Origin of the sequence: Candidatus Albibeggiatoa sp. nov. BB20, assembly GCA_016744725.1 — a bacterium.
Taxonomy (GTDB): domain Bacteria; phylum Pseudomonadota; class Gammaproteobacteria; order Beggiatoales; family Beggiatoaceae; genus Albibeggiatoa.
In genome coordinates, this window is record JADGDW010000184.1 from 1 (window position 1) to 8,112 (window position 8,112).

Sequence of the window (8,112 nt, forward strand, 5' to 3'; positions counted from 1 at the left end):
CGATTACGCAATTTATTATTGAAGAACAACGCCATATTCAGGGAGCTACGGGCGAATTTACTTCATTATTGAATGACATTGTTACGGCCTGTAAAGTGATTTCCAACTTGGTCAATCATGGTGAATTGGTCGGTGTATTAGGTAGCGCTGAGTCTGAAAATGTGCAAGGCGAGACCCAGAAAAAATTAGACATCATTTCAAACGACGTATTCATCAAATCCAATGAATGGTCTGGCCACGTTGCAGCAATGGCTTCGGAAGAAATGGATGATATTTATCCTATTCCAGAAAGATATCCTCGCGGTAAATACTTACTCACTTTTGATCCTTTGGATGGTTCTTCTAATATTGATGTTAATGTTTCTGTTGGTACGATTTTCTCTATTTTGCGCTGCCCTGATGGTATTGAAAATCCTACCAAAGAAGATTTTTTACAACCCGGTACTAAACAAATTTGTGCAGGTTATGCCTTATATGGGCCATCTTCAATTATGGTGTTGACGACAGGCAATGGCGTAAATGGGTTTACATTAGATCAAAATATCGGTGAATTTGTTTTAACTCATCCTAAAATGAATATTCCAGAAGATACCGTCGAATTTGCAATTAATGCGTCAAATATGCGTTTCTGGGACGCGCCGATTAAACGTTATGTTGATGAGTGTTTAGCGGGTAAAACAGGGGTGCGTGGACAAGATTTCAATATGCGTTGGATTGCATCCATGGTAGCAGAAGTTCATCGTATTTTGACTCGTGGCGGTGTGTTCATGTATCCCTTGGATGAGAAAAACCGTGAACAAGGCGGGCGTTTACGTTTAATGTATGAAGCAAACCCAATGTCTATGATTATCGAACAAGCTGGCGGCGTAAGTAGTACGGGCTTTGAGCGGATTATGGACGTTGAACCTAATAATTTACATCAACGTATTCCAGTGATTTTAGGTTCTAAAAATGAAGTTGAGCGGATTGTGCAATATCACCAACAAGCTTAGTTTTTAAATTATCTTAAGAACATCAGTCCTGTATATTTATCGCGAGTTTAAACAGGACTGCCAAGCCTTGTTTTTAAATATTCTGTTAATCCTATAATCCCAGTCGATCTGACATTATCGCAAACAGATGAATATATAAGCTATTGAAATATTTTTGATATTACATGAATTATCTGAAATGTCATTCTTAAATTGGGTTCTGTAATCATTCCAATCGTCTCGTTTTAAACTTTATTGATTAGCCAACAAACGGGCCAATAACATATCTTCCACATGATTTAATATTGAGCGAATCGTATCGGGATGTTCTGGATCAATACCACGTCCATTTGTTCTTGCTTCTACAGGCAACGCATTGCGTAAATGACGTAATTCAGAGGATAAAGTATCCACAATATCATTGTCTTGTGGCAGGGTGCGTAAAGTATCTAATAGTTCGCCTAAAGGACTGTCATTTTGTAAACCTATATGATTTGGCGCGGTGGTTTCTAATTTCACTTTTTCCACCCATACATTCCCAAATCCAGTATCGGTTGCCACGGCACGAATTTCATTCATCCAACGTTCAGAATGGTGGTGTAATTCATTATGAATCGGGGTTTGACCTTCGATAATAAAGCGTAAAGCCAAGGTTCTGCCTTCAGCATCTTGTAAAAGTTGGCTAACAGACTCACGTACTTTATCGATAATATCGTCAGAGCGGCTGATCTCACTCACATTAATATGACATTGTTCCCAGCGCAAAACATCTACACTGTGGTGGGCAATCTGGGTTTCACCATTTTCAACACTGACGAGGGTGCATCCTTTCGCCCCTGTTTCACGTACATGACGACCTTGTAAATTACCAGAAAAGACAATATGAGGATGGGTGTGTAGTACTTCTCGATGATGGACATGACCCAAAGCCCAATAATCATAGCCTTTGGCAATCAAATCATCTAAATGGCAGGGCGCATAATTAGCATGGCCTTCACGACCATTTAAAGCAGTATGTAATAAACCGATATTGTAAAAACCATCAATTGCATTGGGATAAGCTGCACTTAAATCTTCTGTCACCGATTTTTTCGCGAAACTTTGACCGTGAATCGCCACGCCAGAATGTTCTAATATTCGAGTTTCAGGCTTACGAGAACCAAACTCCATCACATTATCAGGTAAGGTAAGCTGTTTGGTAATCACATTGCCCGCATCGTGGTTGCCATAAACAATAAAAGCATCAATCCCACAATCACGTAAACGGCTCATCTGTTGGTTGAAGAACAAACCTGTATTATAGTCTTTCCAATCACCATCATATAAATCGCCTGCTAATAATACAAAATCAACCTGTTCTTGGCAGGCTAAATCCACTAAATTAGTGAATGCACGGCGGGTTGCAGATTGCATTTGTTCAACTGGCGCACCTTCATAACGCGCTAATCCACATAGAGGACTGTCTAAGTGAATATCCGCAGCGTGGATGAATTTCATTGACTTATCCCTTATCAAAGGTCTTTATAGTTTAAAAATATACTAAAAATACTTTTTTTGCAATAAGTAATTGTTACTATTTTGGTATTTTTTTGTCAAGTGGATTTTAAGCCCCCCAATAAGCAAGCAGATACAACGCTTTTAGCCTTTCAGAGATTATGAAAACAGCGGTTTCAAACTTGAATTGATTTGGAATAGAAATTACTAGCAACTGGATTGATTACTTGCCTGTTATCACTGAAGATTAGTATTTATATCTGTAAATTCCCTCCAAAATAAATTGTAAGCCATTGTATTCAGGAATTATTATGATAATAGCAAGCAATAAGAAGTCTGAGCTTAAACTGTCATATTTTAGTATTAATTTCACTAATTACTATGAGTTATAAGGAATTTACCAAAGTTAATACTGGTATTTTAGGCGGAAGAATGGGCTTCGGATGAGATAAATTTATATTCATTATCCACTTTATCAAAAATGAGATAGACAGGTTAAATGTTAAAAATGATTATGGGATGAATTTTTTGCAAGTTCAACATTTAAGAATAATGGACTTCATTGAAATTTCATTTTTGAATATTATACTGGGTAGTTACCTGAGAGATTTACTTTATGCGCTGCAGAAAAAAATTGTGGATTGTAAATACTAATTGCTTTATATATTTTTTATATATTGGCAGGTTAAAGATGCTAAATGATTAATACAAATACTTTTTATTGGAATTGAGCTTAAATAGTGTTTTATAAAATTGAGCTTAAATTTAAAACGCTATTTTTTCAATTAATTATGAAGTGTGGCGTATTTAATTAACTTTGTATTACAGTATTATACGGACTTTTTTGACTAAAAAATATCGGCCTTAAAATATTGTAAAAACACTGATTTCACCTCATTAACTGATTTGTATTGCACTGACCAAATGCGGTATTATGAATTAACATAGAAACCTATCACTTAGGTAACTAAACAACTTAACCAAACAAACTTAATTTTAAAAAATACCAAAAGGGAAATTATGGCTGATACTGCACTTTTTACTTCTGAATCTGTATCTGAAGGTCATCCAGATAAAGTTGCTGACCAAGTTTCTGACGCGATTTTAGACGCATTATTAGAACAAGACCCAAAATCACGGGTGGCATGTGAAACTTTAGTTAAAACAGGCATGGTGATTGTTGCAGGTGAAATCACTACCAATGCAACGATTGATTATGAATCTGTGGTGAGAGACACAGTTAAGAAAATTGGTTACACCAGCTCTGAAATGGGTTTTGATGCGGACTCTTGTGCGGTGTTATCTGCAATTGGTAAACAATCTGTTGATATTGCAATGGGTGTTGATGAAAGTGAAGATCATGAGCAGGGTGCAGGCGACCAAGGCTTAATGTTTGGTTACGCAACCAATGAAACTGACGTGTTAATGCCAGCACCGATTACTTACTCGCATCTTTTAGTTAAAAGACAAGCCAAATTACGTCAAAATGGGACTTTACCTTGGTTACGTCCAGATGCAAAAAGTCAAGTGACAATTCGTTATGAAGATAATAAACCGGTTGCAATCGATGCGGTGGTTTTGTCTACCCAACATAACCCAGAAATCAGCTTAAAAGCATTGCAAGAAGCGATTATGGACGAAGTCGTTCAGAAAGTATTACCAGCAGAATGGTTGCACAAAGACACTATCTATCACATCAATCCAACAGGTCGTTTTGTGATTGGTGGCCCAGTGGGCGATTGTGGTTTAACGGGTCGTAAAATTATTGTTGACACTTATGGCGGCATGGCACGTCATGGTGGTGGTGCATTCTCTGGTAAAGACCCATCAAAAGTAGATCGTTCTGCTGCGTATGCTGCGCGTTATGTTGCGAAAAATATTGTTGCAGCAGGTCTTGCTGACCGTTGTGAAATCCAAGTGTCTTATGCCATTGGTGTCGCTGAGCCAACTTCAATTCGTGTAGAAACATTTGGCACGGGCAAAATTGATGATGCGAAGCTTGATGCCTTAGTACGCGAACATTTCGACTTACGTCCTCGTGGCTTAATCAAAATGCTTGATTTGTTACACCCAATTTATAAAGACACTGCGGCTTATGGACACTTTGGTCGTGATGATTTAGATGTTTCTTGGGAAAAAACCGACAAAGCAGAAGATTTGAAAGCAGCAGCGGGTCTATAGCCATAGTGCTTAGATTAGGCTGAATCCTAGTTGACAAGACATCTGATTTATTTTTTATTGATTAGTAATCATTAATTGATAAATATTTTGACACATCAACTTTAAGGCCTGAATTTAAGCGTAAAATGCTAGGCTTAATTGAGTCAAGTGGTTATGTGTTATCGCTTGGCTCATTCATTGATTAAATAATCAGCTAATTAAATTTAACTTAAGTAATCATGGTACTGCTAATCAGTTTGTTATATTCTATTTCATTGTTATTTAAAGTAATAAATACAGAGATTAGGAATTAAAATCATGACTGACAAGAAAATCCTTCCATTATTTTTATTATGTTTTTTACTTGGTATCTTCGGTGTACATCGATTTTATGTGGGTAAAATTGGAACGGGTATACTGCATTTAGTGACACTTGGTATGTTTGGAATTTGGACATTAGTTGATTTAGTTTTTATTATTTTTGGTGCATTTACTGATAGCGAAGGTAACAAAATTACCGAATGGACATAAGAGCCCGTTATTAGTTGCTGCACCGCATTAGATAGATTTTTCGGAGAATTTTATGAGTGCACAACCTGTTGTGAATTTAGACCCAGATTATAAAGTAGCAGACATGAGCTTAGCAGCTTGGGGACGTAAAGAAATTACAATTGCAGAAACTGAGATGCCTGGTTTAATGCAATTGCGTGAAGAGTATAAAGGTAAGTCTCCTTTAAAAGGCGCACGTATCGCAGGTTGTTTACACATGACAATCCAAACTGCAGTATTGATGGAAACATTGATTGACTTAGGTGCAGAAATCCGTTGGTCATCTTGCAATATTTTCTCAACTCAAGACCAAGCTGCAGCGGCAATGGCTGATGCAGGTATACCTGTATTTGCGTGGAAAGGTGAGACTGACGAAGAATTCTGGTGGTGCATCGAACAAACTGTTTTCGGTCCTAATAGCTGGACACCTAACATGATTTTAGATGACGGTGGTGATTTAACCGTGTTAATGCATGACAAATATCCTGAGATGTTGAAAGACGTTCGTGGTATTTCTGAAGAAACAACGACAGGTGTACACCGTTTATACGAAATGGTGGAAAAAGGCACATTGTTAGCACCTGCAATTAACGTGAATGATTCTGTGACTAAATCAAAATTCGATAACTTATATGGTTGTCGTGAATCTTTACTTGATGGTATCAAACGCGCAACTGACGTGATGATCGCAGGTAAAGTATGTGTTGTTTTAGGTTATGGTGATGTTGGTAAAGGTTGTGCACAAGCATTCCGTGGAATGGGTGCAACTGTACTCGTAACTGAAATCGATCCAATTTGTGCGTTACAAGCGTCAATGGAAGGCTACCGCGTTGTGACTATGGATGACGCATGTAGTCAAGGCGATATTTTCGTTACAACAACGGGTAACGTCGGTGTTATCACACACGATCACATGTTAAACATGCGTGACCAAGCGATTGTATGTAACATCGGTCACTTTGATTCTGAAATTGAAGTTGCAAGCTTAAAGCAATATGAATGGGATAATATTAAACCTCAGGTAGATCACATCATTTTCCCTGATGGCAAACGTATCATCTTATTAGCAGAAGGTCGTTTAGTGAACTTGGGTTGTGCAACAGGTCATCCAAGTTTTGTAATGTCTAACTCTTTTGCTAACCAAACTTTGGCACAAATTGAGTTATGGCACAATGCAGAAAAATACGAAAATAAAGTCTATATGTTACCTAAACATTTAGATGAAAAAGTCGCGCGTATGCACTTAACACGAATTGGTGTTGACTTGACTGAATTATCTCAAGAACAATCTGATTATCTTGGCATTCCTGTTAAAGGCCCTTATAAACCTAATCATTACCGTTATTAATCATCAGTGATTTTTAGTTAAATCTTGTTCCTACGCATTGCGTCATAGCAGTTAAGTTAAGAAAAAATCTTTGCACGTTGAATTTTGTACGAGCAAGATAAATTTCGCACTCCTGTGAGCTTAACTTAATGGCAGTGATGCGCCGCGTAGGTATGAGTAATTTTAACCTTTCGATTCCAATCAATTTCTCCTCGTAATTATAAACAATCAATCTCATCTGCGTAACTTGGCGTACTTTCTAATTCTTAAGTATATAGATAAGCAATATATTGAATTAATAGATTTTCAGATGAAGTTAAAATTTGACAACCCTCTTATTTTTTACAAACAATACCTCGTTATAAAGGCTATTTAATTCCAATTTTTAGATGACTAATGTATAGATAAAATTGCTCAATAAGGATAGAATGCTTTTGCTGAGTTGTCAGACTCAAAACCAAACTTCAAAGGAGAAATTGAAGATGCAATTAAAAACTGTATTAACAAGTTTAGCTATCGCTGGTGCATTATCAACTCAAGTTGCTGTTGCTGATCTAGCTTCAACTATTTCTGGTGCAGTAGATACTGCCAAAGATGCAGCTACAAAAACCGTAACAAGCACTGTGTCAGACACAGTTGCAGATACTGTTGCTTCTGTTACAGGTACAGCACCCGCTATTAAAGCAGGTGACTATGATGATTTTAATAGCTTCGTCACAAAAGCAGGCATTATGCCTCCTTGCACAACCTGTCATAAATTAGGTAACAAATTGGTAGGTCCTTCTTACAATGCAGTTGCTTTATACTACGCTGACAAGAAAGATGATGCTGAAGCAATCACAGCATTAAAAGAAAAAGTGGCAGCGGGTGGTTCTGGTACTTGGGGCGCAATCCCTATGCCTGCAAACGGCACTGCGAAAGCGGAAGACATTGAAAGTATCTTGAACTGGATTTTAGCTTTAGAATTGAGTGATGATGCTAAAGCAACAGCTCAAGCTGAAATAGATGCAATGCCTACTAAATAAGTATTAGGTTGAATAGGAAGTCGTGATAAACATGACTTCCGCCTATAAAATCAAGTCATTGCAATAAAATCACGTAAATACTTCACTTCTACCGCAGTCTCACGCAAACGCGCTTTCACCAAATCCCCAATCGAAACAAGACCCACAATTTTTCCTTCATCAACAACAGGTAAATGACGAAATTTATGTTGTGTCATCAATACTTGTGCCTCGTCAATGCTGGTATCCAATGTCCCAACAACAAGTTCTTTAGTCATCACATCAACAACAGGAGTAGAAGCAAGCTTATCCGCCTGTGAACCACAGAAACGTAATACATCACGTTCAGTCAAAATACCCATCGGAGAATCAGTTTCACCCGTAACCAATAATGCCCCTACTTTTGCATCTACCATTCTTTGTACTGCGATCAACATGGTTTCTGTTTTTGCCACAGTTAAGGTTTTTTTAGGTTTTCCTTCTAACAAAGTACGCATTGTCATAAAATATTTCCTTATAAGTTGTCCGATAAATTTGCTTTAGCTAAAAAGACACTAAATGATTAATTACATATAAGTTCCTACCATTGCAATTGCAACGGTAATCG

The 8,112-nt window shown here is 37.4% G+C and carries 7 protein-coding genes; 5 read left to right on the forward strand and 2 right to left on the reverse strand.

What is annotated here, in order from left to right; genetic code table 11:
• Positions 1-2: 2 nt before the first annotated feature.
• Positions 3-992 carry a class 1 fructose-bisphosphatase gene (locus tag ABXH34_RS16205; RefSeq protein ID WP_353572928.1) on the forward strand — a complete coding sequence of 330 codons (990 nt, stop codon included), beginning with the start codon at positions 3-5 and terminating at the stop codon, positions 990-992.
• A 231-nt stretch (positions 993-1,223) separates the two neighbouring features.
• Here ABXH34_RS16205 and ABXH34_RS16210 read toward each other — a convergent pair whose 3' ends face one another.
• A complete protein-coding gene (locus ABXH34_RS16210; protein WP_353572929.1) occupies positions 1,224-2,468 on the reverse strand; it encodes a metallophosphoesterase family protein in 1,245 nt (414 codons plus the stop codon).
• A gap of 1,017 nt (positions 2,469-3,485) precedes the next feature.
• Here ABXH34_RS16210 and metK point away from each other — a divergent pair.
• From metK to ABXH34_RS16230, 4 genes are all read left to right on the forward strand, one after another.
• Positions 3,486-4,646 carry a methionine adenosyltransferase gene (gene metK / locus ABXH34_RS16215; RefSeq protein WP_353572930.1) on the forward strand — a complete coding sequence of 387 codons (1,161 nt, stop codon included), beginning with the start codon at positions 3,486-3,488 and terminating at the stop codon, positions 4,644-4,646.
• Positions 4,647-4,943: 297 nt separating this feature from the next.
• Positions 4,944-5,156, forward strand: coding sequence for an NINE protein (locus ABXH34_RS16220; protein ID WP_353572931.1), 213 nt, complete (start codon positions 4,944-4,946; stop codon positions 5,154-5,156).
• A 52-nt stretch (positions 5,157-5,208) separates the two neighbouring features.
• Positions 5,209-6,522 (forward strand): adenosylhomocysteinase, encoded by a 1,314-nt coding sequence (ahcY, locus tag ABXH34_RS16225; protein ID WP_353572932.1) that lies wholly within the window; start codon positions 5,209-5,211, stop codon positions 6,520-6,522.
• Positions 6,523-6,983: 461 nt separating this feature from the next.
• Positions 6,984-7,526, forward strand: coding sequence for a c-type cytochrome (locus tag ABXH34_RS16230; protein WP_353572933.1), 543 nt, complete (start codon positions 6,984-6,986; stop codon positions 7,524-7,526).
• 50 nt (positions 7,527-7,576) lie between these two features.
• On the opposite strand, the gene ABXH34_RS16235 is transcribed toward ABXH34_RS16230, so the two are convergent.
• Entirely contained in the window at positions 7,577-8,008 is a 432-nt protein-coding gene (locus ABXH34_RS16235; protein WP_353572934.1) for a CBS domain-containing protein, read from the reverse strand.
• Positions 8,009-8,112: the final 104 nt, after the last annotated feature.

Excerpts from the sequence above, each read along its gene's own strand:
- ABXH34_RS16210 (WP_353572929.1), bottom strand. The coding sequence starts at position 2,468 with ATGAAATTCATCCACGCTGCGGATATTCACTTAGACAGTCCTCTATGT.
- metK (WP_353572930.1), top strand. The coding sequence starts at position 3,486 with ATGGCTGATACTGCACTTTTTACTTCTGAATCTGTATCTGAAGGTCAT.
- ABXH34_RS16220 (WP_353572931.1), top strand. The coding sequence starts at position 4,944 with ATGACTGACAAGAAAATCCTTCCATTATTTTTATTATGTTTTTTACTT.
- ahcY (WP_353572932.1), top strand. The coding sequence starts at position 5,209 with ATGAGTGCACAACCTGTTGTGAATTTAGACCCAGATTATAAAGTAGCA.
- ABXH34_RS16230 (WP_353572933.1), top strand. The coding sequence starts at position 6,984 with ATGCAATTAAAAACTGTATTAACAAGTTTAGCTATCGCTGGTGCATTA.
- ABXH34_RS16235 (WP_353572934.1), bottom strand. The coding sequence starts at position 8,008 with ATGACAATGCGTACTTTGTTAGAAGGAAAACCTAAAAAAACCTTAACT.